Source organism: Sinisalibacter aestuarii (assembly GCF_027923545.1).
GTDB classification, from domain to species: domain Bacteria; phylum Pseudomonadota; class Alphaproteobacteria; order Rhodobacterales; family Rhodobacteraceae; genus Sinisalibacter; species Sinisalibacter aestuarii.
This window is the reverse complement of the sequence record NZ_BROH01000036.1, coordinates 1-329: the sequence shown is the minus strand read 5'-3', so window position 1 is coordinate 329 and position 329 is coordinate 1. Positions and strand designations below refer to the sequence as shown.

The following is a 329-nucleotide window of genomic DNA, read 5'->3' as shown; positions in this document are numbered from 1 at the left end:
ACGGGGGTGGCCTGGGCGGATATTCCGGAGCGCTATGGGCCGCACAAGACCTGCTACAACCGCTTCGTGCGGTGGCAGAGGGCGGGGCATTGGCAGGCCATTCTCGATGCGGTCACAGAGACTTACGACGAGCTGATCATGATCGACTCGACGATGATGCGGGTTCATCAGCACGGCGCCACGGCCGCAAAAAGGGGGGCGCCGATCATGGCGTGGGACGTTCCCGGGGCGGGCTGACGACCAGGCTGCATGCGCTCGTCGACGGCTGCGGGCGACCGGTCGCTCTCAAGCTCACGCCAGGACAGGTTCACGACAGCAAGGTCGCGGGG

The 329-nt window shown here is 66.3% G+C and carries 1 pseudogene; it reads left to right on the top strand.

Annotation, left to right across the window (positions count from 1 at the left end):
- Positions 1 to 329 (top strand): annotated as a pseudogene (locus QMG28_RS20895) (IS5 family transposase); the annotation flags it as partial.